At 67.5% G+C, this 22,478-nt stretch carries 18 protein-coding genes and 2 pseudogenes; 9 read left to right on the top strand and 11 right to left on the bottom strand.

Annotated elements, in window-relative coordinates:
- Nucleotide 1: 1 nt before the first annotated feature.
- From SNOV_RS05125 to SNOV_RS05115, 3 genes are all read right to left on the bottom strand, one after another.
- On the bottom strand, nucleotides 2-1,099 hold the full coding sequence (locus tag SNOV_RS05125; RefSeq protein WP_013165848.1) for an ABC transporter substrate-binding protein: 1,098 nt from the start codon (nucleotides 1,097-1,099) through the stop codon (nucleotides 2-4).
- 168 nt (nucleotides 1,100-1,267) lie between these two features.
- Nucleotides 1,268-2,359, bottom strand: coding sequence for an isocitrate/isopropylmalate dehydrogenase family protein (locus tag SNOV_RS05120; protein WP_013165847.1), 1,092 nt, complete (start codon nucleotides 2,357-2,359; stop codon nucleotides 1,268-1,270).
- Nucleotides 2,360-2,459: 100 nt separating this feature from the next.
- Entirely contained in the window at nucleotides 2,460-3,386 is a 927-nt protein-coding gene (locus SNOV_RS05115; protein WP_013165846.1) for a GntR family transcriptional regulator, read from the bottom strand.
- Nucleotides 3,387-3,712: 326 nt separating this feature from the next.
- Here SNOV_RS05115 and acnA point away from each other — a divergent pair, with 326 nt between their 5' ends.
- On the top strand, nucleotides 3,713-6,316 hold the full coding sequence (acnA, locus tag SNOV_RS05110) for an aconitate hydratase AcnA (protein ID WP_013165845.1): 2,604 nt from the start codon (nucleotides 3,713-3,715) through the stop codon (nucleotides 6,314-6,316).
- A gap of 124 nt (nucleotides 6,317-6,440) precedes the next feature.
- Here acnA and SNOV_RS05105 read toward each other — a convergent pair whose 3' ends face one another.
- The 6 genes and pseudogenes from SNOV_RS05105 to SNOV_RS05080 all read right to left on the bottom strand — a co-directional run.
- Nucleotides 6,441-7,529: a c-type cytochrome gene (locus SNOV_RS05105; protein ID WP_013165844.1), complete on the bottom strand. Its 1,089-nt coding sequence runs from the start codon at nucleotides 7,527-7,529 to the stop codon at nucleotides 6,441-6,443.
- Nucleotides 7,526-8,155: a cytochrome c oxidase assembly protein gene (locus SNOV_RS05100; RefSeq protein WP_013165843.1), complete on the bottom strand. Its 630-nt coding sequence runs from the start codon at nucleotides 8,153-8,155 to the stop codon at nucleotides 7,526-7,528. The genes SNOV_RS05105 and SNOV_RS05100 overlap by 4 nt, the downstream gene beginning before the upstream one ends.
- Entirely contained in the window at nucleotides 8,152-8,520 is a 369-nt protein-coding gene (locus tag SNOV_RS05095) for a hypothetical protein (RefSeq protein WP_013165842.1), read from the bottom strand. The genes SNOV_RS05100 and SNOV_RS05095 overlap by 4 nt, the downstream gene beginning before the upstream one ends.
- Before the next feature lie 9 nt (nucleotides 8,521-8,529).
- Nucleotides 8,530-11,034 carry a cytochrome c oxidase subunit I gene (gene ctaD / locus SNOV_RS05090; RefSeq protein ID WP_013165841.1) on the bottom strand — a complete coding sequence of 835 codons (2,505 nt, stop codon included), beginning with the start codon at nucleotides 11,032-11,034 and terminating at the stop codon, nucleotides 8,530-8,532.
- Nucleotides 11,031-12,020, bottom strand: a complete 990-nt coding sequence (gene coxB, locus SNOV_RS05085; RefSeq protein WP_013165840.1) for a cytochrome c oxidase subunit II — start codon at nucleotides 12,018-12,020, stop codon at nucleotides 11,031-11,033. Before coxB ends, ctaD begins: the two co-directional genes overlap by 4 nt.
- A 271-nt stretch (nucleotides 12,021-12,291) precedes the next feature.
- Nucleotides 12,292-12,927 (bottom strand): annotated as a pseudogene (locus SNOV_RS05080) (LysR substrate-binding domain-containing protein); the annotation flags it as partial.
- On the opposite strand from SNOV_RS05080, the pseudogene SNOV_RS05075 reads away from it, so the two are divergent.
- The 3 genes and pseudogenes from SNOV_RS05075 to SNOV_RS05065 form a co-directional block, all read left to right on the top strand.
- Nucleotides 12,915-13,226 (top strand): annotated as a pseudogene (locus SNOV_RS05075) (pyridoxamine 5'-phosphate oxidase family protein); the annotation flags it as partial. The pseudogenes SNOV_RS05080 and SNOV_RS05075 overlap by 13 nt on opposite strands.
- A 148-nt stretch (nucleotides 13,227-13,374) precedes the next feature.
- On the top strand, nucleotides 13,375-14,394 hold the full coding sequence (locus SNOV_RS05070) for an MBL fold metallo-hydrolase (RefSeq protein WP_013165839.1): 1,020 nt from the start codon (nucleotides 13,375-13,377) through the stop codon (nucleotides 14,392-14,394).
- Nucleotides 14,395-14,470: 76 nt separating this feature from the next.
- Nucleotides 14,471-15,379, top strand: a complete 909-nt coding sequence (locus SNOV_RS05065) for a CobW family GTP-binding protein (protein WP_049785698.1) — start codon at nucleotides 14,471-14,473, stop codon at nucleotides 15,377-15,379.
- A 21-nt stretch (nucleotides 15,380-15,400) separates the two neighbouring features.
- Here SNOV_RS05065 and SNOV_RS05060 read toward each other — a convergent pair whose 3' ends face one another.
- The gene (locus tag SNOV_RS05060; RefSeq protein ID WP_013165837.1) at nucleotides 15,401-15,847 is read right to left on the bottom strand and encodes a hypothetical protein; all 447 of its coding nucleotides are present in this window, start codon (nucleotides 15,845-15,847) and stop codon (nucleotides 15,401-15,403) included.
- 262 nt (nucleotides 15,848-16,109) lie between these two features.
- Here SNOV_RS05060 and SNOV_RS23745 point away from each other — a divergent pair, with 262 nt between their 5' ends.
- The 5 genes from SNOV_RS23745 to SNOV_RS05035 are packed head-to-tail and all read left to right on the top strand — an operon-like array spanning nucleotide 16,110 to nucleotide 21,465.
- Nucleotides 16,110-16,811, top strand: coding sequence for a J domain-containing protein (locus SNOV_RS23745; RefSeq protein ID WP_049785697.1), 702 nt, complete (start codon nucleotides 16,110-16,112; stop codon nucleotides 16,809-16,811).
- Nucleotides 16,812-16,843: 32 nt separating this feature from the next.
- Nucleotides 16,844-18,688 carry a beta-propeller fold lactonase family protein gene (locus SNOV_RS05050; RefSeq protein ID WP_013165835.1) on the top strand — a complete coding sequence of 615 codons (1,845 nt, stop codon included), beginning with the start codon at nucleotides 16,844-16,846 and terminating at the stop codon, nucleotides 18,686-18,688.
- Nucleotides 18,689-18,713: 25 nt separating this feature from the next.
- The gene (locus SNOV_RS05045) at nucleotides 18,714-19,946 is read left to right on the top strand and encodes an ABC transporter permease (RefSeq protein ID WP_013165834.1); all 1,233 of its coding nucleotides are present in this window, start codon (nucleotides 18,714-18,716) and stop codon (nucleotides 19,944-19,946) included.
- Complete coding sequence (locus SNOV_RS05040; protein ID WP_244412871.1) at nucleotides 19,883-20,617, top strand: ABC transporter ATP-binding protein; 735 nt, start codon at nucleotides 19,883-19,885, stop codon at nucleotides 20,615-20,617. The genes SNOV_RS05045 and SNOV_RS05040 overlap by 64 nt, the downstream gene beginning before the upstream one ends.
- Entirely contained in the window at nucleotides 20,614-21,465 is an 852-nt protein-coding gene (locus SNOV_RS05035; RefSeq protein ID WP_013165832.1) for a hypothetical protein, read from the top strand. The genes SNOV_RS05040 and SNOV_RS05035 overlap by 4 nt, the downstream gene beginning before the upstream one ends.
- A 322-nt stretch (nucleotides 21,466-21,787) precedes the next feature.
- Here SNOV_RS05035 and SNOV_RS05030 read toward each other — a convergent pair whose 3' ends face one another.
- A complete protein-coding gene (locus SNOV_RS05030) occupies nucleotides 21,788-22,471 on the bottom strand; it encodes a class I SAM-dependent methyltransferase (RefSeq protein WP_013165831.1) in 684 nt (227 codons plus the stop codon).
- Between the last annotated feature and the right edge of the window lie 7 nt (nucleotides 22,472-22,478).

Here is a 22,478-nt window from a genome sequence, read left to right as displayed (position 1 = left end):
CTCAGGAGCCGGAGAGCGAGGCCTTCCACTGCTTGAAGAACTCGACGCGGTTCTGCGGCTGCATGTAGAAGAGCAGCCCCTCATCGAGCGCTATCGGCTTGAGGTTGCCGCCGACGCGCTGGTTCAGCGTGGTGAGGTTGAAGCCCTTCTCGACGTCGGTGCGCACCGAGGGCAGGCCGGCGGCGGCAAGCGCCTCCTGACCGGGCTTCGACAGCATGAAGTCGATGAACAGCTTGGCCGCCGCCGGGTGCGGCGCGCCCTTGGCGATAGCCGCCACGCGCGAGAAGGCGGCGGTGTAGTCGTCGCCGAAGGCGAGGCCGAGGTTCGGGCTCTCCTTGATCCACAGGAAGGCGTAGGAGCCGATCGCGTTGAAGGCGAGCAGGTTCTCGCCGGAGACCACGGTCTCCTTCATCGCGCCGGTCGAGGAATAGGTACGGCCGGCGTCAGCGCCGAAGGCCTTGGCGAGGTCCCAGAAGTCCTTGCGCTGGCGGGCATCATTGGTGTGGTGAAGGAAGCCCGAGCCGCTCTTCTCAGGGTCGAAGGTCGCGACCTTGCCCTTGAGCTTGTCCTTGTTGTCGCCGAGCCACTTGATCAGTTCGGGGCGGGTCTTCGGCACGCCGTCCGGCAGTGCCTTGGTGTTGTAGATGATGCCGATGGGCTCCACCGTGGTGGCGAACAGCGTGTCCTTGTAGGTCGCCCACGACGGCAGCGACTTGGTCTCGGCGGTGACGTAGGTGTCGGTGTAGCCGTCGGTCGCCAGCGCCATCTGCAGGTCCATGGCGGAGCTCCAGATGATGTCCGCGCCGGTCTGGTTGGCCGCGGCTTCCGAGATCACCCGGTTGTAGACGCCGTTGGTGCCGAGGTCGTTGTACTCGATGGCGATGCCGGGATATTTGGCGGCGAAGGCGTCGAGCAGCCCCTTGGCTTGAGCACCGTCGGTCGAGGTGTAGATCACCAGCTTGCCTTCCGACTTCGCCTGCTTGACGAGGTCGGCATAATTGGCCGGGTAGCCGGCCGGAACGTCCTGGGCGAAGGCACCACCCAGAGCCGCGGCCGACAGAACGGCAGCCGCGATCGCACGCGTGCAGATCATGCGCATGAAATTCCTCCCTTTGTGACCGGCCGCGCGTTTTGGCGGCCGGAGTCCGGGCCGTGAACCGGCCCTGGATCGTTGGAGGCGCCTGCCGGCCGTTCCGGCGGGGAAACACCTCTAATGTACTTTGATACTTTAAAAACCAGTTTGTCTCAAGCCGAAAGCCCCTGCCGTTCAGGCGGCGGAGGTGGCGCGCTGCCCCGCGACGACCTGTTCGGCGACGCGGCGACCGAAAGTGTCGGTGTTGGCCGTGCCGCCGAGGTCGCGGGTGCGCGCGGCCGGGTCGGCCAGCACCTCGTCCACCGCCCGCTCGATGGCGGCGCCGGCGGCCCCCAGCTTGGGCATGCCGCGCTGCTCGCCGAGCCAGCTCAGCATCATCGCCGCCGACAGGATGAGCGAGGTCGGGTTGGCCTTGTTCTGGCCCTCGATGTCCGGTGCCGAGCCGTGCTGTGCCTGGGCGCAGACGAGGCCGGTTTCGGCATTGGCGTTGATCGAGCCGGCGAGCCCGAGGCTACCCGACAGCTCGCTGGCGAGGTCGGACAGGATGTCGGAATAGAAGTTGGTCGCGACGATCACGTCGAAGCGCGAGGGGTCGCGCACCAGATGCGCGCACATGGCGTCGATGATGACGTCGTTCAGTTGAACGTCCGGGAATTCCTCGTGGACCTTGCGGACCTTCTCGAGGAAGAAGCCGTCGGTGATGACGAAGTTGTTGGCCTTGTGCACCGCCGTCACTTTGCCGCGGCGCTTGCGGGCCAGCACGAAGGCGGCGCGGGCAATGCGCTCGCAGGCATGGGCGGTGAGCTTGCGCACCGACATCGCCACGTCCGGCGTCGGCATGAACTCGCCCAGGCCCTTGAACATGTTGCGGTCCGGATAGAAGCCCTCCGTCGCCTCGCGCATGATCACGAGGTCCATCGGCTTGGCGCCGGTGCCGAGGAAGGGCCGCGTGCGGGCCGGGCGGACATTGGCATAGAGGTCGAGGCCGACGCGGAAGCCGGCGGAGACGTTCGGCCCGCCCTTGTCGCGCGGGGGATAGTCCATGTGCGACTGCGGCCCGAGGATGATGCCGTCATAGGTGCGCGACTTCTCGAGCGTCTCGGGGCGCAGCGTCGTGCCGTATTTCTCCAGGCTGGCGAAGCCGACATCGTCGAAGTCGAAGCTGAGGCCGAGGCCGTAGGCGCGGTCGGCCGCCTGCAGCACGGCCATGGTGGCCTCGGTGATCTCGGGGCCGATGCCGTCAGCCGGCAAGACGATGATCCGCATAGAGCCTCCTCCCGTGGCCGGACGCGGCACCGCGCCGGCACTGACCGTTATGGACAGCACTATTGGATTTTTACGGATATAAAAGCAATACTTAAATTGGCTATTCCGCTGCCGTCGATTTCGCCGGAGCCACCGGCAGCACGACGGGCGACTTGCGCGCCAGCGCGCCGCCGAGGTGCCGGCGCATGAGATAGGAAGCTTCGAACACCTCGCCCTTCTCCAGCAGCGTCAGGATTTCCAGATGGTCGGTGCACTGCACCCGCAGCCGCTCGCGGTCGAGCTTGGCCCGGTATTCCAGCAGCCGGCGCATGCGGTTCACCCGCACCAGCGCCTGGTGGAAGAACACGTTGCCGGACATCTTGATCAGCTCTTCGTGGAACAGCGAGCCGTTGTGCAGCAGTCGCTCGGCGGACTGGGTGAGGATGTCGGTGGCGAGCATCGCCTCCTGGATCGCCCTCTGCTCGGCGAGGATCTGCCGGTCGAGGCGGAAGCCCGGCTCCAGCATGGCGGCGGGCTCCACCAGCATGCGGAAGCGGTAGATCTGCTCGAAAGCCTCGGGTGTCTTGGCGACGGGCAGGAAGCGCCAGCCATAGCCCTGCTTGCGCTCCAGCCAGCCCTCCCGGACGGCGCGCATCAGGATGTCGGTGAGCTGCGCCTTGGTCAGCCGGTAGCGGTCGCGCAGGAACTGCTCCGTAACCTCTGCGGGAATCTGGTCGGTGAGCCAATCGTCGGCGAGCCGGCGATATTCGTCCGAACTGTCGGGAAACTCAGCGAGGTCGTCCGCCGTGTCGCCGGCGCGCGCCCGCGCAGGGGGCAGCGCCCGGACGAAGAAGCCGCGATTGGTCTGCTGCTCCAGCACCCCCTCCTCGGCCAGCACCTGCAACGCCTCACGCACCGGCGAGCGCGAGACGCCGAACTGGTCGGCCAGCTTCTGCGTACTGAGGTGCCCGCCGAGGGGCGGGCGCCCGGCGCGGATCAGGTCCTTGATCTCGTCGGCGATGCGCAGGGCGAGCGGGCTGGCGGGCATGTCATCAACTCGGAATACGGAAAGCGGACGCGCATTATGCCACCGGCACGCGCCGGCCTGTAGCCGGGCTAAAGCCGGCGGCACTGCGCTCCAGTCTGATAACATTGCATTTTACACTCACTTCGATCAATTATCCATCGCGGAAGCACGAGCGGCGAGCTAGATTATTCATTGATCTTATTGCAAAACTCGCGACACCCGACTCTCCTCGGGCATCGGAACGACGGATCATCTCTGTCGATTTGATTGCATTTTTATATCTATAAATGTAATTCATCGCGACAAGCATCGCCGTCTTCCCCGGCGGACCGAGGAATGTCGCCCGCATGCCGCCCTTTACCTCGCTGAACTCGGACGGCCGCCGCTACCGCGTCGTCGACCTGCCGGCCGCCGCCGGCGCAGATCTTCTCCGCCTCCCCTATATCCACCGCCTGCTGATGGAGAACGTGCTGCGCACCGCCGAGGACGGTGTGGGCGCTGCCGCCGCCATCCTGCGCTGGCTCGACGCCGGCCGCAGTGAAGAGGAAATCCCCTTTCTGCCCGGCCGCGTGCTGATGCACGACACGACCTGCGGCCCGGCGCTGGTCGACATAGCCGGCCTGCGCGCGGCGCTGGCCGAGATGGGCGGCGATCCGTCGATGCTCAACCCCGTGTTGCCGGTCGAGGTCTCGACCGACCACTCGGTGGCGGTGGACGCCTTCGGCGGCGCCGGGGCGCTCGGCGCCAACATGGCGCGCGAGCTGGAGCGCAACGCCGAGCGCTACCGCTTCATGAAATGGGCAACGCGGGCGCTGAAAGGCTTTCGCGTCCACCCGCCCGGCACCGGCATCATGCACACGCTCAACCTGGAGCGCCTCGCCACCGTCGTGCAGCCTGTCGAGCGCGACGGCGAGCTCTGGGCGGTGCCGGACACGCTGATCGGCACCGACAGCCACACGCCGATGATCAACGGCATCGGCGTGCTCGGCTGGGGCGTCGGCGGGCTGGAGGCCGAGAGCGTGATGTTCGGCATGCCGGTGATGCTGCGCGTGCCTGATGTGGTCGGCGTGCGGCTTACCGGCGCCCCGAAGCCCGGCGTGCTCGGCACCGACATCGCGCTCACCGTCACCGAGCGGCTGCGCCGCGTCGACCTCTCCGACCGCTTCGTCGAGTTCACCGGACCGGGCGTCGCAGCGCTCACCGCCGGCGAGCGCGCCACCATCGCCAATATGGCCCCGGAATTCGGCGGCAATTCCGGCTTCTTCCCGGTCGATGGCCAGACGCTGCGCTATTTGCACAGTACCGGGCGCAGCGGCGAACAGGTCCGCCTTGTCGAGGCGTACACCAAGCGGCAAGGCCTGTGGTTCGACCCCGCCGTGACGCCGCGCTACACTGAGACGATCGAGATCGATCTGAGCGCAATCGAGGTCAGCCTTGCGGGGCCGCGCCGGCCGCAGGATCGCATTCCCGCCGGCGCCACGATCGAGGCGATGCGCGCCCTCATAACGGCGCCCTCCCCGTGCGTCGCCGGCGAGCCGGGCGACGGGTCGGTGGCGATTGCCGCCATCACTAGCTGCACCAACACTTCCGACCCGCGCCTTGTCGTCGCCGCCGGCCTACTGGCCCGCAAGGCGCGCCGGCTCGGGCTGAAGCCGCCCTCCTGGGTGAAGACCTCCCTCGCGCCCGGTTCGCCCACCGCCGAACGTTATTTGCGGCGCGCGGGGCTGCTGGAGGACCTCGAAGCGGTCGGCTTCGGCATCGTCGGCTATGGCTGCACCACCTGCATCGGCAATTCCGGCGCCCTCACCCCGGCCGTCGAGCGGGCGATGGAGGAGCACGGCATCGTCCCGGTGGCGGTGCTCTCGGGCAACCGCAACTTCCCCGGCCGGGTACATCCGCGGCTGGAGGCCGGCTTCCTCGCCTCGCCGCCTTTGGTCGTCGCCTTTGCGCTGGCCGGCGACGTCAATCGCGACATCCTCAAAGAGCCCATCAGTCATGCGCCCAACGGCGCGCCCATCCACCTCGCCGACCTCTGGCCGGATGGCGCGGAGATCGACGCGGCGCTGGCTCTGGCGGGCGATCCGGCCGATTACGCCCCCGCCTACGAGGAAGCCGAGGCGAGCCGCGCCTGGGCGGCGCTGGAAGCGCCTGCCGGCGCGCTATTCCCGTGGGACGAGATCTCGACCTATATACGCCGCCCGCCCTTTGCCGGGCCGGGCGGCGGCACGCGGCTCGGCGCCTATCAGGCGCACCCGCTGCTGGTGCTCGGCGACGACATCACCACCGACCACATCTCGCCTGCCGGCGCCGTGCTGCCCGGCAGCGAAACAGCCGCGTATCTCACGGCGCGGGGCGAGAACCCGCGCGACCTCAATGTCTTCGCCGCGCGACGCGGCAATTGGGAGGCGATGCTGCGCGGGCTGTTCACCAACCGCAATGTGCGCAACCTGCTCGGCCCGTCCATCGCGCCCGGCTCGACCATCGACGCCGACACGGGCGAGGAACTGCCGCTCTGGCGCGCGGCGGAACGCTACAGGACGCGCGGCGCCTCCACCGTCATCGTCGCCGGCGAGCGCTACGGCATGGGCTCCTCGCGCGACTGGGCGGCGAAGGGCGCGGCGCTGCTCGGCGTGCGGGCGGTGCTGGCGGTGGGTTTCGAGCGCATCCACCGCTCCAACCTCATCGGCATGGGCGTGCTGCCGCTGCGCCTGCCGGAAGGGCTGCGGCCGGAGGGACTAGCGCTCAGGCCGGGCGACCTGATCGCCATCGATGCAGCGCCCGAGGCCATCGCGCCGCGCACGGAAATCGCGGTGCTCATCCTCCGCGCCGACGGCGGGCGCGAGAGCTTCACCGCCCGCGCCGCCATCGAGACCTCGCTGGAGGTCGACATCCTCAAGGCCGGCGGCATCCTGCCGCTGATCCTCGAAGCGCATCGGCGACGCACAATCTGAGGCCTCTGGATCTGCCAGAGGTGAGGTGGTGCAAGCTCGAAATGCCTTCGGGCGCGCCGGCGAAAGCACACAGGGAACCGTCCCGCCGTGACCTCATCCGGCTTCAATTCCTATAGTGGCGGAATCACTTCGGCGGGTTGCCGTCGGCACCGGAATAGAACGTCGCGACGGCAGCGATGGCCTCGGGCGGCAGCCGCTCGGCGATGCGCTGCATGATATGGGCGTAGTCGGTGCCGCCGCGCGCGCCCTTCCTGAACAGCCGCAGTTGGCCGGCGATGTAGGCGGCATCCTGCCCGGCGAGGCGCGGATAGGCGCGGTTGCGGCGGTCCGGGCGGCGCTTCGAGGGTGCGCCGTGGCAGCTCTCGCAGGCGGGGACGTCCGCCTCCGGCAGGCCGCGCAGGGCGATGGCGGCGCCGGGACCTTCCGCCGGCCGCACCGTGTCGCTGACGCCGGGCTGCGCCGCATAGTGCGCCGCCAGCCGCCGGACGTCGGCGTCCGTGAGGCCGTCGACCGCGAACTGCATATAGCCGCTGTGGCGGGCGCCCTTGGCGAAGGCCCGCAGCGTGGCGTCGAGATAGGCTTCGCTTTGACCGCCGATCACCGGGAAGGCGCCCCCGCCGGACCCGCCGTCGAGGCCGTGGCAGCGGGCGCAGCCTTCGAGCGCGCGGTCCTGCGGCACGGCCGGGCCGAAGGCGAGCCTGCCGTAGTCCGCCGCCGACAGGCCGGGCAATGCGCGCAGGAAGGCCACCATTGCCCACACCTCGTCGTCGCGCTCGGGCGCGATCCATGCCGGCATGCCGGTGTACTTCACCCCGTGCTTGACGATGCGGGAGAGTTCGCGCCGGCTCCATGTGGCGGAGGCATTGGAGAGCGGCGGCGGCATCGGCGTCATGTGAACGGGCAGAACCGGGTTCACCCTCAGCGGCGAGCCGTGGCAGAAGGCGCAGGACGTCTCGAAATGCCCGGCCGCGCGACGCACATGCGCCGGCGTATCGAGGTTTGCCGGCGGCTCGGGTTCCAACAGCGCATAAGTGCGGGTCGAGTTCTGCATCACCCAGTGCAGCGCCCAGTAGGTGATCCGCCAATGGCCCGAGCTGGCGCCGACATTGATCACGCCGGACCACGCGACCAGCAGTCCCACGGCGGCAAGGCCGACGAGGGTAATGAGAGCGCGGCGCGGGGTGACGAGGAAGGAGAACCGGGACCACCTCATGGCGCCGTCCTCCGCGTTTCCCCGGAAAGCACCACCCGCGCCATCAGGAACAGCCCGCCGGCGAGATAGACCGCGCCGCCGGCGAACAGCATGATCACCCCGCCCATCTGCTGGTCGGCCACCACCGACGTGGTATCGTCGCCGTGCAGATGGCCGTAGAGCGGCCGGCCGGCGAAGGCGATCAGCGCGCCGAGCAGCGTCATATGCATCGAGGTGACGAGCAGCCCGAGCGTGCCGATCAGCGCGCCGGCCATGGTGCCGCCGGCCGCGCGGCCGAGGCAGGCGAGCCAGAGCAGCAGGCCCACGGCGAGGAAGCTGCCCTGCTCGACGACGAACAGCAAGCCTCCCGCCCGCGCTGCGCCATGCAACGCCGGCAAATGCCACCCCCACACCACGACGAATTCCAGCATCGCCGCCAGCAGCGGCGAGAACAGCAGCGGTAGCCGTCCCGTAGGCTCGAAGCGTGTGCCGGCGAGCCCGACGGCGATCAGCGGTGCGGCCAGCGCCACCACGGCCATGTGCATGGTCATGTGGGCGCTGAAGGCATGCCCGGCCATGCCTGGCAGAGGCCCACCCCAGACGAAAGCGAGGATGGCGAGGCCGGCGGCGAGCGCGAGCGGCTTCATCGCACGCACTCCGTCACGAACAGCGCCGGCAGGGCGCCGAAGATCACGCTGACCGCGCTCAGCGCGCAGAGCAGCAGTGTGGCGAGGCCGAGGAAATGCTGCTGGTCCTCGTCCGTCGCCTGGTTGTGTGGCGGCATGTCGGAGCCGAAGCCCCAGTGCCGCCAGGCCTGCACGCCAGCGAGGAGGATCAGCCCCAGCGCAAGCGCAGTCGCGGCGGCAATGGCGAGGCGCAGCGTGCCGAGTGTCTCCGGCGCCTTGGCGCAGATGATGGCCGAGGCGACGTAGCAGAACAGGAAGTGGAAGGCCCACACCACCGGTGGAGTGAGGAGCGTCGAGAGGTTCGGCGTCTCGCGGCGGAACAGCATGGCGGCTCCTCACCTCGCGAGCGGGGCGAGGACGATCACCGCCAGGGTGGTCGCCATGGTGAGGGCGGCGAAGTGCCAGTAGAGCACGACGTTGCGCAGGTCGATGTCGTGTGCTCCGGTCAATTTGCCGGCGAAGCTCCCGGCCAGGCAGTAGCCTTGCATCAGTACGCCGACGACGAGGTGCAGCGCCGTCCACAGTGCCAGCACCCACACCGTCGCCGGGTAGACATGCTCCGTCGGATCCAGCTGCCAGGACGCGAGGAGCAGCAGCGCCGCCCCGGCGAGTGCCAGCAGGAGCGAGAGAGCGAGCGATGCGCGCACCATGCCGGGACGGTTGCGCCAATTCTCCCGCCGGGCGAGCAGCATCAGCAGCCAGGCGATGAGCGTCGCCGCGCCGGCACCCAGCGCCAGCCCGGCATCGGGCATCGCCATGCCCTCGGGCGGGAAGGCGGCATGGATGGTCCAGTAGTAGAAATAGGCGAAGACCAGGCTGAGGAAGGCGGTGCCGTCGCCGACCATGGTGATGAACATGGCCCACCAGCCGACCGAGGCGGAGCCGGAGGCGTAGAGCGGCAGCTCCAGCCCCATGCCAGCATCGGTGGTCAGCGTCGAAGGGATGCGGGCCGTGCCGGTCCACAGCCAGATCATGATCGCGGCGATGCCGAGCGCACCCGACACCAGCGCCGTGATCCACCAATGGAAGGTGGTGGCAATGAAGCTGCCGCCGATGAGGACGGCGGCGATCAGCGGCTTGAAGCTGTCGCCAGGCACGCGCAGCACCTGTTCGGGCGTGGCGTCGAGCACGTCGGTGACCAGTGTCTCGCGTTTCCCCTCCGGGGCGCCCGGCAGGTAGAAGCGGCCGGCGGCGATGTCCTCCATCAGCCCCTTCTGGTCCCAGAGTGGGTAGCGGCTGGAGACCGGCGGCACCGAGCGTATGCCCCAGGGTTCGGAAGGATCGCCCGCCGCCCATTCCAGCGTGCCGGCGTTCCATGGGTTTTGCGGCGCGCGCTTCTTGCCCGGCCGCAGCACGTCGACCACCAGCACGGCGATGCCCGCCGCCATGGTGAATGCGCCGAACGTCGAGATCAGGTTCAGCCAGTCCCAGCCGAGCCCGTCGGGATAAGTGAAGACCCGCCGCGGCATGCCGCGCAGGCCGGTAATGTGCATCGGCAGGAAGGCGATATTGAAGCCGGCGAACATCAGCCAGAACGACCAGCGCCCCAACCGTTCCGACAGCATCCGCCCGGTGATGAAGGGGTGGAAGTAGTACACGCCGGCGATCAGCGGGAAGAACATGCCGCCGATCAGCGTGTAGTGCAGATGGGCGACGACGAAGTAGCTGTCATGCGCCTGCCAGTCGAAGGGCGCGAGCGCCACCATCACGCCGGTCAGCCCGCCGAAGACGAAGATGGCGAGCGCGCCGGTAGCGAACAGCATTGGGATGGAGAAGATCACCCGTCCCGCCAGCAGCGTCGCCACGAAGACGAAGATCTGCACGCCAGTCGGGATCGCCACCGCCTCGGACGCCGCCGAGAAGAAGCCGAGCGACAGCGCCGGCAGGCCGATGGTGAACATGTGGTGCGCCCACAGCCCGAAGCTGAGGAAGCCGGTGCCCACCGCCGCCAGCACGATCCAGCCATAGCCGAGGATCGGTCTTTGGGCGAAGGTCGGCACGATCATCGCGAGCAGCGCGATGGAGGGCAGGAAGATGATGTAGACCTCCGGATGGCCGAAGATCCAGAACAGGTGCTGCCACAGCACGGGGTCGCCGCCGCGCTCGGTGTCGAAGAACGGCCAGTCGAACAGCCGCTGCATCTCGAACAGGATGTCGCCGGCGATGAGCGGGGGGAAGGCGAACAGGATCATCCCGCCGACGATCAGCACATACCAGCAGTAGAGCGGCATCAGGTTGATGCGCATGCCCGGCGGGCGGCACTTCAGTACCCCGACGATTAGCTCCACCGCCGCAGCGATGGAGGCGACCTCGATGAAGGAGAGCCCGAGCAGCCAGATATCGGCGCCGATGCCGCTCTGCGTGGTGTCGGTGGCGAGCGGCGGGTACATGAACCAGCCGCCGTCCGGCGCGGCATTGAAGAAGATCGAGCCGGCGACGAACGCGCCGCCGATGAGGAAGCACCAGAAGCCGAAGGCGGAGAGCCGCGGAAAGGGTAGGTCCCGCGCCGCCAGCATCTGCGGCAGGATGAGGATCGCCACCGCCTCGAAGATCGGCACGGCGAAGAGGAACATCATCATCGTGCCGTGCAGCGTGAAGAGCTGGTTGTAGGTGCCGGCCGAGACGAGGTCGTTGTTGGGCACGGCGAGCTGCGCGCGCATGATCAGCGCCAGCACGCCGGCGAAGAGGAAGAAGAAGAACGACGCCCCGGTGTACCAGAGGCCGACGATCTGGTTGTTGACGTTGGAGACGTAGCGCCAGCCGGTGGAGAAGGCCCAGGTGCGGCGCAGCTCCTCCTCCTCGTGCTGGCGGCGTTCGATGTCGCTCTCGCGCGCCTTCATTTCAGGCTCCCCAGATAGGCGGCGATGGCCTCGATGTCGGCGCCGGGCAGCATGCCGAAGGAAGGCATGCGCACGCCCGGCTTCACCCTCTCGGTGTCGGCGATGAAGCGCTTCAGGTTCTCGGGCGTGTTGGGCAGGATCCCCGCGCCGAGCGTGCGCCGGTCGGCGAGATGGGTGAGGTCGGGGCCGATAGTGCCGGCGGCCTCCGACCCGCGCACCGTGTGGCAGCCGCCGCAGCCGCTGGCGAGGAAGGCGCCGGGGTCTCTGCCGGGTGGCGCCGGGGCAGTCTCGCGGGCGAGCCAGGCGTCGAACTCCGCAGGCTCCATGACGACGACCGGGAAGGCCATCAGCGCGTGCGAGCGGCCGCAGAACTCGGCGCAGGCGCCGCGATAGATGCCGGTGCGCTCGGGCCGCAGCACCAGCCGGTTGGTGCGGCCGGGGATCATGTCCATCTTGCCGGCCAGCGTCGGAATCCACAGAGAATGGATGACGTCGGCGCTGGTGAGGATGAGTTCGACCGCGCGCCCGACCGGCAGGCGCAGTTCGTTGGCGCTCTCGATGCGGGTGTCGTCAGGACCGAGATAGGTGACGCGCCACCAGTACTGCTCGCCCGACACTTCGATGCGCAGCGCCGGCTCGGCGGCGCGCAGCACCGGCATCAGCCGCAGCCCGAAGACCAGCAGCGCGGCCAGCACCACAGTGGGGAACACCGCCCCCGCCCACAGGACGATGCGCAGCCCCGCCCTCTCGTCGATAGGCTTCTTCTGGAAGCGCCCACCGAACACGGCGGCTCCGATGACGACGGTCCAGATCAGCGCGGCGCCGACGAGCATCACCCAGAACAGGGTGAGCACCTCCGCCGCCTCGTGGCCGGCCGGGTCGAGCGCCGACTGGGTGCCGCTGCACGAACCGCACAGCAGCCCGGCAAACGCCGCCCGCAGAACGGCGTCCGGCGGGCGCCACCCGCGCTCCGGCTCCTCGCTCATGCCGCCGCCGGCCTAATCAGGACCAACCGGGGCACGCTGCCGGAATCCTCGACGCCGTGCACCGTTCTTCCCGGCTCTGCGCCCGGCACAAGGATGACCGTCATCCATATCGTCTCCCTCCGTCAGGGACGGAACGACCGATGAGCGGTATGTGTTCCGGGAACGGACCACCACCGATGCCCGTGGAGATCTGTCGCCGGTTTATTCGGGGCGCCGGGCCTCGAATGAGCGGCTTCAACCCGGCCGCCGGGACCGCGTCCCACAGCGCGTGCTAGTGAGCCAGCCGCGCTCGCAGGCGGGGTGCGGTCCAGTCGAGGAAGCTCCGCACCTTCCGTCCCAGGGGATCGGCTGGCGCATGCATGAGGCTTACCGGCAGCGGCTCGGCCGCGAACTCCGTGAGCAACTCCTGCAACGCGCCCGAGCGCAGCTGCTTCGAGACCTGGTAGGACAGCACGCGGATGATGCCGACACCCGCCAGCGCCGCCTGAATGGCGGCATTCGTCGTATTGACTGCGAATTTGGGACGAGGCTCCACGGCGAAGGCCGGACTGTCCCTTCGGTAGCGCCACTCCGGCGCCGTCGCAAATCCCTGGAAGCTGATGCCGTCATGCTCGGCGAGATCATCGGGCCGGCGCGGGATGCCCCGGCGGGCGAGATAGGCCGGGCTTGCGCAGATCACCCGGCGCACCGTGCCCACGCGCGTCGCAATCAACGCGCTGTCCTCCAGATGCCCGATCCGCAGCGCCACATCGATATGCTCGTCGGCCAGCCTGACCTGTTGGTCGGCGAGCGTCAGGCGCAGATCGATTTCCGGATGTTCCTTCAGGAACTCCAGCGCGATCGGCAGCACATGGCGCTCGCCGAAAGCGATCGGCGCGGTCACGTGAAGTCCGCCACCGGCGCCGCCTGAAGATCTTCGGCCATATGCGGATCATCGACGCCGCGGACGATCCCGCCCTTGCGGAGCGACTGGCCGTGCCGGGCTATCCCGGCCGCGTCGAGCGCCTCGTCCTCATCGCGGTGCAGGCGTTCGACTGGAACTGTCCGCAGCACATCACGCCGCGCTTCACCCAGGCCGAGCTCGAGGGCGTGCTCATTCCCGTGCGCGACGAACTCGCGGCGCTGCGGCGCGAGAATGAACGCCTGCGCCACGAACTACAGGCCGCCGCGGAACATCGAGGGAATGACCCGGGAGGTTCGCTCTGAAGCCGGCGGCGCGGATGTCCTGCTCGAACGTCGACATGCCAGATGTGTAGTCGGCACCGCGATGACTTTCGTCGCCTCCATTGGCTTGCCTGCCAGCATGTGATCCGTCATCCTCCCCGCGGCGGGGGTACAGGGCGAGGGCTGCGCTATGACAGAAGAAGCTGCCAGGCACCTCAAACCACTCGACGCGCTCACCGTCGACGTCGTCACGGACAATGTCAGTGACACCTATGTCAGCAAGACCTTGTTTGCCGTCTCCGAGTTCACCAATGTCGTGAATGCCGGCGCCAGCGTCATCTCCGGCGAAACCCTGCTGGCCGCCAATCTCGGCTATGGCCTGCTGCTGCGCTCGAAGCTGGACGGCATCGAGCACACGCTTCTGTTCGATGCCGGGCCGGAGGGTGCGATCTTTCTGCGCAACGCTAAGAACCTCTCGCTCGACCTCGGCGCGGTGGAGGAGATCGCGGTTAGCCACGGCCACTGGGACCATATGGGTGCGTTGCCCGAGGCGATCGGCGCCATCCGGGCCGGTCGCCCCTCCCTTGCCGTCCACGTCAATCCCGGCATGTTCAACGAACGCGGCGTGCTCCTGAAGAGCGGCGCCGTCATTCCGGTCGCGAATGTTCCTACTCCCGCGGACATGGAAGCGATCGGAGCCCGTGTGGTGAATGACGGGAACGAGCGACTGCTGTTGGACGGGCACTTCTACTACAGCGGCGAGATCCCGCGCGTCAGCAGCTTCGAAAAGGGCCGTACCGATCATCTCTGCCGTTCCGGCCCGAACGACGCCTGGCGACCCGACCCGTTCCTGATGGACGAGCGCATGCTGGTAGTTCATGTGCGCGATCTCGGCCTCGTCGTTTTCAGCGCCTGCTCCCATGCCGGCATCGTCAATGTGTGCACCGAGGTGCAGCGTCTCTTCCCCGGTGTGCCGATCCACGCCGTCATGGGCGGCCTGCATCTGGGCGGCGTCATGGAGCGGATCATTCCCGACACGGTGGAAGGTCTGCGGCCGTTCGACGTCCGCTACATGATCACCGGCCATTGCACCGGATGGCGGGCGCTGCACGCTCTCGCGGACGCCTATGGCGATCGGGTCAGCCAATCCGCCATCGGCACCAGCTACGTATTCGCCGCGGACGCTTCAGGCGGGGCAGAGCTGCATTGAGTCGGCGACGGTGATTCCTGCGCCGCGAACCTTTCGCGTCCCGCCCCGGCTTCCCGGCGCGCGAACGCCGGTCACCGTGATCACCGGCTTTCTCGGCAGCGGCAAGACCACGCTCGTGAACCACGTCCTCGCCAACCGGCAGGAGGTGCGGGCCGCCGTGCTGGTCAACGACCTCGGAGACGTGAACATCGATGCCGAGCTGATCGCCTCCACCGGAGACGGGCTGGTGGAACTGTCCAATGGCTGCATCTGCTGCTCGCTCAACGGCGACCTGATGGATGGCCTCGTGCAGGTCCTCGAGCGGCCGCAGCCGGTCGATCATCTGATCATCGAGACCTCGGGCGTGGCGGATCCCCTGCCCGTGGCGATGACGGTGCTCGGCGCGCCGTTCCGGGAGGCCCTGCGGCTCGACGGGATTGTTGCCGTGGTCGATGCGGAGCAGTTCGGCCGGGGGGTGTCCGACAATGACACGGCGCGGAACCAGATCTCTCATGCCGATATGGTCCTGCTCAACAAATGCGACCTCGTGGACAGCGCCCGGCTGGCGGAGGTCGCCGAGAGCATACGGGCACTGAGCCCGCCCGCGCGGATAGTGGAGACCGTGCGAAGTGCTGCCCCTCTCGCCGCGCTTCTCGACATGCACGCCTTTACGCCGGGGCAAGGTTTCGCGGCGTGGCGGGAGACGGCATCGTCACATGTCGCGGATGAGGCAGGCTTCTCCGCCTTCTATTACGCCAGCGAACGCCCCTTCTCGCTTTCGCGCTTCCAGCGCTTCCTCGACGGCGGGCGTCCGGCGGGCCTGTTCCGCGCCAAGGGCTTCCTGTCCATAGCGGACGCCGGCCAGCGCTTTGTCTTTCACCTGGTGGGCGAACGTTTCAGCCTGGAACCGGCCGAGCAGGCGCACGACGGCAACCGGCTGGTGCTGATCGGCAGAGAGATGAATGCCGACGAGCTCAGGCTCGCCCTCGACGCCTGCCTCGCCTGAAAGCGCGGGCATAGGCTGCCGTCAGGACGTGCCGGCCTGAACCCCGGAGCAGACGAATGCGCGGCCCAGCGATGTCGCGCGAGATTGCAACAGGGCCGCCTGCTCGGCGGAGAGCGCGGCTTCAATCTCGCTGAGGGCGATGCCGAACATGAGCGCATGCCGGGCCCGCTCTTCGTCCGCGCTTGCGCTGTCGATGCTCTCTTCCGCCGTGAAGGCCCGCGTCAAACGGTCGAGTTCCATGATCGCGGCGACGAAGCTGCGCCACGCCCCTTCCTGCTCCGGGAGGATGCGCATTGCATCGTGCAACCCCACAAGCTGCCGCGAGACGTCAAGCTGTGCGGCAGGTTTTGTTGCCGGCTCCGCTTCTCGCACCCGTCCGAAGCCCGGCCGGTCGTCCATACCGGCGAGCGCAATGCCTATAGCGGCGGCGGCCACACCGAGCGTGGCAAGCTTGACGAACGTGGACATTATTTCAAAAATTCATTCGAATTTTAGCTTAGCCGTCGATCCATCAAGTACTATTTTCTGGACAATCTATCTATATCCATGTTGCACATCTCAAATGAGACGTCTACAAACAACGCTTAAAAGATCATGCTCGACATTACGGCAGGTATCTCGGCGATATCGCGATCAAGCGCGCATTGCTGCAACTTATCGGATATTAAGACGGTAACATAGTAGCCAACCAATCGTCTATTCTCCGGAGATACGGTAGATGAGTAGTGGAATGGTGATCAGTTCCATCGCCCTGGCCATCTCCCTCATCATCAGCGGCATCAAGTTTATCGACTGGATTTCGCATTCCGATCCGCGCGTCGTCATGCGCATGGGACGGCTCGGCCTGCTTATCGTCGCTGTCGCCTCCGTGCCCGGCCTGATGACATTGCTCGCGCTCCAGAATTGGACAGGAGCCATGCTGCTCGGCGCGGCGATGCTGCTCGCGCTGGTCGTGGTCAAGTGGCGCATGTTGCTGCCGCGCGCGCGCTTTCGGCCGATGTGGGTCGAGGGCGAAATGCCTGCCGAGGTGCGTCCCTACTACCAGCCGCCCGTCCCCGATGCAGAGCTGGCGCGCCGGGCCGCTATCGTTCTTCAGGATTACATCGCACATGCGAGCCGCCACGATGCGATCGCGCGAAATTCGAGTGACGAGATCGAGGCGGACGGCGGCCCGATGAGCGCCGAGGAGGCCCGCGCGGTGCTTGGCCTCGCCGATGGGGCGAACGCAGCAGAGGTGCGCAAGGCCCATCGCCGGCTCATGCAATTGGTCCACCCCGACCGGGGTGGGACCGACTATCTCGCCATGAAGATCAACCGCGCCAAGGATGCCCTGCTCCGAAAGTCTGCGACGGCGGCCGGTGCCGCTGGCGCACGGGCGACGCGCGCAGCGAAGAGCCCGCGCACGACGCATGCCGGCAAGGCAGGCGGCTGAATGGCCAGGAACATGACACGAGGGAGGGGCGAATGGATGAGCTAGGCAAGACTGGGCGGGACGAGGAAGCGCAGCACCGTGCGGATGTGGCCGCGCAGCCGGAACCGTCGCCGCGCGCGCAGATCGATGCCTATCTCAGCCGCCGCAACGAGGTAGCGCGTTCGGACCACGAGGAGTTCCAGGACTATCTCCGCGAGAAGCAGGCCCGGGCGCTTGCGGCGCGCCAGATATTGCCGCCGCCAATGCCCGCGGACGAGGCGCCGACGGACGAGGCGACGTCCACCCGTTTCACCCGCCGCAACATCTTCAAGGCTGCGGCCGCGACGGCGATCGTCGGCGAGACCGCTGCGTTCGCCTATGGTTCCGGCGCGCTGAACGCGCTCGGTGTGACGGGCGGCGACGGGAGCGCTCAAGCCGGCGCCTCGGTCGTCGCGCAGGCGCAGAGCGCGCCGATCGCCCGCGAGCTCATCGACTCCCGCTCGAGTTTCGACGGCCAGGGCCTCGGCAAGTGGGTAGCCCTGCTGCCGACCAAGATGGGCGGCGGCACCTATGCGCTCGACCTCAACACCAACCGCGTGCTCGCCTCGATCTGGTACTGGAACTACGGGGACTTCAACCCGATCTCCCACCATCTCTGCGCCTTTCCGAGCGCCGACCCGTATCACAGCTTCGAGTTCGTCAACTCGACGCAGGGCGGCAAGAACTCGCTGATCTACGGTATCCCCACCAACATCACCGAGCCGGGCCCGGGCTTCAATATCTACCGCGTGCGCTATGACGGCGCGCAGATGCAGCTGATGGAGAACGTGTCGGAGACCACAGGCCTCGGTCTCGGCGTGCATGTCTGCGTCAACCCGAAGGACGCGCAGTCCTATTTCGTGACCGACGGGCAGAAGGACATCGCCGCCTGCTTCGACCGCACCACCTCGCAGGTGAAGGCGGCGCTCAAATTCGACTGGAAGGCGAATTCGACCCGCCTCGATCGGGCGTGGCAGGACGGCGGGGTGCTGAAGATCTCGAAGATCTATCCCGATGCCGCCACCGGCAAGTACGATTATCTCGGCACCAAGGGCCAGAAGATCGACTGGGAGATGGTGCCCATGGGCGAGCTCTTCGTCGAGGAAGGCACCTTGCCCGGCGACGATCCGATGGGCCTCACCGGCGCCGACGGCACCATCTGGCATCCGACCGGACGCTGGGCCGCGACCGTCGTGCGGCTGTGCGGCGGCATCGCCATTCTCGATGCGGAGAACGGCTTCGAGCCGGTCGCCTTCCTGCAGTTCAACGTGGACTCGCCCGACCAGTACGAAGTGGTGAAGCTCGACCAAGACCATTGGGAGGTCACGTTCGACAAGATCCACTCGCCCGGTCATGAGATCGGCTTTTCGCCGGATGGCCGGTTCCTCTGCATGATGAACAATCTGCGCGAGAATAATTGCTCGGTCTTCTCCTGCGAGGATCCCGATCCGCGCAACTGGAAGAAGATCGCCCATGTCGAGGATCCGCTGTGGAAGGGGAAATACCCCAATCCGTTCCACATGGTGTTCTCGCTGGATTCGAAGAAGCTCTACCTTTCCGTGCTCCATCCCTCGCCGGCGGCGAGCGGCGTGATGGTGGTCGACACCGACACCTGGACCATCCGCAAGGAGATCCAGGGCATCGGCCCGGACCTGCAGACGCCGGCCATCACCTATGACGGCAAGTTCGTCGTGGTGCCGTTCAGCGGCTTCCAGCGGCTGTCGAGCGGGATCGCCATCATCGACGCCGCGACCGACAATCTGATCGGCATCCTGCCGAGCACCGGCGGCCACCATGACTGCGTGATCATTCCCACCGAGCTCGAGCACATGAAGCACACGCGTTCCTGCACGCTCTGACTGGCGGCGGGGGACGCGCCGCCCGATGAAGCCGTTCGCCTCGTCACGCTGGCTGCTGCTCGAGCTGGCGGCCAAAAATCTCGGCCGCCGGCAGACCCGCACCTGCATGCTGATCGCTGCGATCGCGATCAGCAGCGCCGTCACCTTTGCCGGCATCGTCGTGATGCGTAGCGTGGTCTCCAGCATGGAGGTCGGCCTTAGCCGTATGGGGGCCGATCTCATGGTGGTCAGCGAGAGCACGCTCACCAACATCAGCAACGCCCTGCTTACCGTCGAGCCGACCGACCAGACGCTGCCGGCCGACGCCATTTCCGGCGCCGGCATCGGCGGCATGTCGAAAGTGGCCGCGCAGCGCGTGCTACGGACCGACCAATCCGGCTTCGGCGGCAATGATGAGCTGGTGGACCTGATCGGGTTCGATCCGCGGACCGATTTCACCGTGCAGCCCTGGCTCTCCGAGCGGCTCTCCGGCACGATGCAGCCCAGCGACGTCATCGTCGGTGCGGCGCGGGACCTGCCTCTCGGCTCACAGTTGGTCCTCTTCGGCCAGCCCTTCCGTGTCTACGGCAAGCTCGCCCGCACCGGGTCGGGCACGCAGGAGCGCGGCGTGTTCATGCAATCAGAAGCCCTCGTCGCGCTTGCGCCGGCGGTACGCCAGCGCGCCGGGGCGGTTCCGCGGATGCTGGAACCGGACAGGGTTTCCGGCTTCCTGATCGAGATGGCACCGGGGGCCACCGAGTTGCAGGCGCGCTTCGCGCTGCTGTCGCGCGTTCCCGGCGTCAAGGTGGTCACCGGCGGCTCGCTGATGACTGGCATCCGGCAGGGACTGGTCGCGCTGCTCGGCGGACTGGTCGTGCTCGTCGGACTATTATCGGTCGGCACCGCCGTGATGGTCGGCGTGCTGTTCTCCGCCATCATGGCCGAGCGCCGCCGGGAACTCGGCCTGCTGAAGGCGATCGGCGCCGGCATTGGCCAGATCGTCGGCATGGCGATCATCGAGGCGACCATCGCGACCGCGGGCGGCGCGGTGATCGGCGTCCTTTTCGGCGTGCTGCTGTTGAGGATGTTCGAGCGCATGCTGGTCCATCATCTCGGCGAGATGGGTATTCCCTTTCTCTGGCTCGACGGCCCGACCACCATCCTGATCGCTGCGCTGTGCGTATCCGGCGCCGCGCTCGTCGGCGTGGTCGGCGCATGGGTACCGGCCTGGCGCCTCGGACGCAGCGAGACTTACGACCTCATCCGGAAAGAAGGCTGAAGATGCTCGCTTGCCGGGGCCTGATGAAGCGTTACGAGACCGATCGCGGATCGGTCGACGCTATACGCGGCATCGATCTCGACGTCGGCAGCGGCCGCTACGCCGCGCTGGTCGGCAGGTCCGGTTCAGGCAAGTCCTCGCTGCTCGCCATGATCGGCGGACTGAGCCGGCCGACCGCCGGCCAGGTGCTGATCGACGGCACCGACATCTGGGCGCTTTCGGACTCAGCTCTTGCGGCCTTCCGCAGTGCGCAGGTCGGCTACGTCTTCCAGTTCGCGAGCCTGCTGCCGAGTCTCAACGCCATCGAGAATGTCGCACTGCCCGCCCGCCTGGCCGGGGTGCGTAGGCAGGGCGACATCCTGGATGCGGCGGCCGGGTTGCTCGCCGATGTCGGCCTGGACAATCATTTCGATGCGCTGCCTTCCGAGCTCTCTTCCGGCGAGCAGCGGCGCGTGGCGATTGCGCGCGCGCTGATGAACGCGCCAAAGCTGCTGCTCGCCGACGAGCCGACATCGGACCTCGACGAGCGCAGCGAGCGCGAGATCATGGCGCTGCTCCTCGACCTGAACCGCCGCCGTGGCACCACGCTGCTGCTGGTCACCCACAGCTTGGCGCTCGCGGCCGAGGCGGAGCCGGTCTTCCAAATGCTCGACGGAACGCTCGCGCCATGAAGCGCCCCGGCCTGCCCGATCTTTCTCGGCTCGACCCGGCGGAAAAGGACGCGCTGATCGTCAGCCTGTGGGAGACGGTGCTGGCGCTGGAAGGCGAGGACAGCACACCGATCCGCGCCCCCTCCGGGGGCATCGATCCGCAGGCCGACAGGACCGGGGAATTGCGCCGGCGGATCGATGCCGCGCCGCGCTCGACCCGCGCGGTCAGCGCGCGACCGAGCCGTGGCCACGGAGTGTCGCGCTGGCTCGACTATCGGCCCCTGCAGATCCTGGTCCTGCTCATCGGCCTCGGCTTCCTCGTGGATTTCGCTATCGGCTGGTATCAACGCCGCGCGGCAGAGGCCCGGCAGGCGGCGGCGCAACAGCTGTCGAGCAGGGCCTTTGGCGGCCTGTTCGTCGAACTCGTGCGCGTCGGCTATGAGCCGGACGGCACGAAGTACCGGGCGACGCTGCGAATGCAGAATACGCGCCCGGATGCGGCGCTCTACGTCATGCTCAGCCAACCGCGGGTGTTCATCCAGACCGGGCTTACATGGCAGGAGGTCCCGGCACAGGCGCCGGCGGGCACCTCCTGGGGCGTGGTCCGGCTGGACGGCGCTTCCGATTATTCGGTGCTCTTCGAGGCCGACCTCGATGATTGGAGCGAACTCATCCCGGGCTATATGCATGTGCAGGTGCAGTCCGACATGCTCATCAGCCAGAGCAGCACCCCATCCGACGACATCGTCGAGCGGGCCAACCGGTTCTATTTCTATCTGAAGCCACGAACGGCGGACGACGCCGAGATCATGCGCCGCTCCAGATTCCCCGGTACGCCCCCGGTCTTCATCCCCATGCCACCGCACTGAGGCGCCGTGCCGGTGACAGCGGACACGAGGAGGGAGCCGGACCCACGACGAGCCGGGAATGTTGCGCGCTCTCGTACTTACCTTCTGCAGGACAGCTCGGTTTGATAATCGCCCCAGACCGGGGGAACCTCATCTCGTCGCGAAAAACGATCGCCTGATCACCCGCCGACACGTTCGCGCTCTCGCGAGTGTCGGAACAAGTGGAGGAGCGGGCTTGGCCCGGAATCCACGACTTGCCGAGGCCAAGCCAACGGAAGTCGTGAATCGCCGGGTCAGGCCCGGGGGATGGCGGAAGAGGGATACCCGTTCAGACCCCGGCGCTTCAGCCCAGCCGTTCGGCGGTGAAGTGCCAGTGCCAGCCGCCCGGCTTCTGCTGGCGGTCTTCGAGCCGGTAGAGCTCGAAGCCCTCGAACAGCTCGGTCAGCTCGTTGGCGTTGCAGTAGAAGTGCGGGTGGTCCTTGTCGCTCGCCACGCCCTCGTCGCCCGCCTCGGCCGGCGGGTTCTCACGCACGAAGGTGTTCGGCGCCACTTCCTCGCCGACGCCGTAATTGACGTTGCGCTTGGAGAGCATGGTGCCCTGGAAATAGCCGCCGGGCTTGAGCACGCGGCGGATCTCGGCGATGGCGGCACGCACGATCTCGCCGTCGCCGTGATAGATCACGTTGAACGACAGCACATAGTCGAAATGCCCGTCCGGGAAGGGCAGCGCGGTCATCGGCGCCACCGACGCCTCCACCGTCACGCCCATCGCGGCCGCCGACTGGCGCACCTGCTCGACGCCGGCCTCGGCCATGTCGATGGCGTGGGCCTCGAAGCCGACGCGGGCGAAGTGCAGCGCGTGGCGGCCGACGCCGCAGCCGAGGTCGAGCGCCCGCACTTCCTCGCCGCCCGCGCGGATGGTCTCGCTCAGCGCGACGACCTCGGGCTCGGCGGCGAGCCAGTCGGCACGGCCGTCCTCGGTCGACCAGCGGGAATTCCAGGCGATATGCGCGGTATCCGTTCTCATTTCAGCA

Source organism: Ancylobacter novellus DSM 506, from assembly GCF_000092925.1.
Taxonomy (GTDB): domain Bacteria; phylum Pseudomonadota; class Alphaproteobacteria; order Rhizobiales; family Xanthobacteraceae; genus Ancylobacter; species Ancylobacter novellus.
This window is presented reverse-complemented; position numbering and strand designations above follow the sequence as displayed.